This window comes from Kitasatospora sp. NPDC043949 (genome assembly GCF_056435365.1).
In genome coordinates, this window is sequence record NZ_JBWKEQ010000125.1 from 1 (window position 1) to 1,284 (window position 1,284).

Here is a 1,284-nt window from a genome sequence, read left to right on the forward strand (position 1 = left end):
TGGTTTGTTGACATGGGGTCAGGTCGGCAGTATCGGTGAGGAGAGTCTTTCGGGGGTGCTGCCATGACCGCGCGCGTACCTTGTCCACCGGCTCCCGGGCCCCTCGAGGGGTACGCGGCCAGGTTCGACGACCTCTTCAGCTCACTCGCCCAGCGGCGAGGATTCCGCGAGTACCTGACCGGTCTGCTACTGCCGCGGGACCGGAACAAGACGCTCACGGCCCTGGCCGGGGCCGAGCCGGTGGCCGGGGCTCAGCATCCGGCGGTGCAGCGGCTTCAGTTCTTCCTGTCGGAATCGACGTGGAAGTTCGAGCAGGTCAACGCCCGTCGGCTCGAGCTGTTGCTGGCCGATCCGGCCACCGCGCCACACGGCCAGGGCGTGTTGGTGATCGACGACTCCGGAAACCGCAAGGACGGCACGGCCACCGCCCATGTCGGGCGGCAGTGGCCGGGCCGGCTCGGGAAGACGCACAACGCCGTCGTCACGGTAACCACGCTCTGGGCGGATGAGCGCCTCTACTATCCGCTACACGCGGTGCCCTACACCCCGGCCCACCACTTCCCGAGGAAGCGCAACGACCCCGACTTTCACACCAAGCCGCAGCTTGCCACCGACCTTGCCGGCCAGGCCCAGCGGGCCGGGGTCACGTTCCGGGCGGTGGTGGCGGACTGCGGCTACGGCGACCACGACGAGTTCCGACACACCCTGCGCGAGGCCGGCCTGCCGTTCGTCATGGCCCTCAAGCCCCGCCGCGGTACCTGGGCCTGCAGGGACCAAGCGCACACCCCGGTCGAAGCGGCACACGCCCTGACCTGGACAGATCCCGAGCACCCAGGCGAGTGGACGCCGGTTGTCCGCACCTTCCGCGACGGGCACACCGAGACCTGGTGGGCCGCCGACGCCCGCCTCGGAGCATGGGGACCCGACGGGTGGACCCGCCTGGTGGTGGCCACCGCAGACCCAGGCACCCTGCCGGACAAAGCCACCTGGTATCTGGCCACCGACCTGCCCCGACCCGGCTCACCCCGCACCGCCGACAGTCCCCACCCGCCCGCCGGCCTGGCCGAGCTCGTCCGGCTCTACGGCCTGCGGCACTGGATCGAGCAAAGCCACAAGCAGGTCAAGGACGAACTAGGCCGGGCCGACTTCCAGGTCCGCTCCGACACAGCGATCCGCCGCCACCAGACCCTCGTGAACTGCGCATTCTCCTTCTGCTGGGACGCCTGGTTCGCCGAAGAAACCACAGCACAGGACCAGGCCCAGCCAGCCGAAACCGCAGACTGG

1 protein-coding gene is annotated in these 1,284 nt (G+C 69.7%); it reads left to right on the forward strand.

Translation table 11 applies throughout. From position 1 onward, the window contains the following. Nucleotides 1–63: 63 nt before the first annotated feature. On the forward strand, nt 64–1,284 hold a 1,221-nt coding region (locus AC07AL_RS38580; RefSeq protein WP_478319571.1), incomplete at its 3' end, for an IS701 family transposase.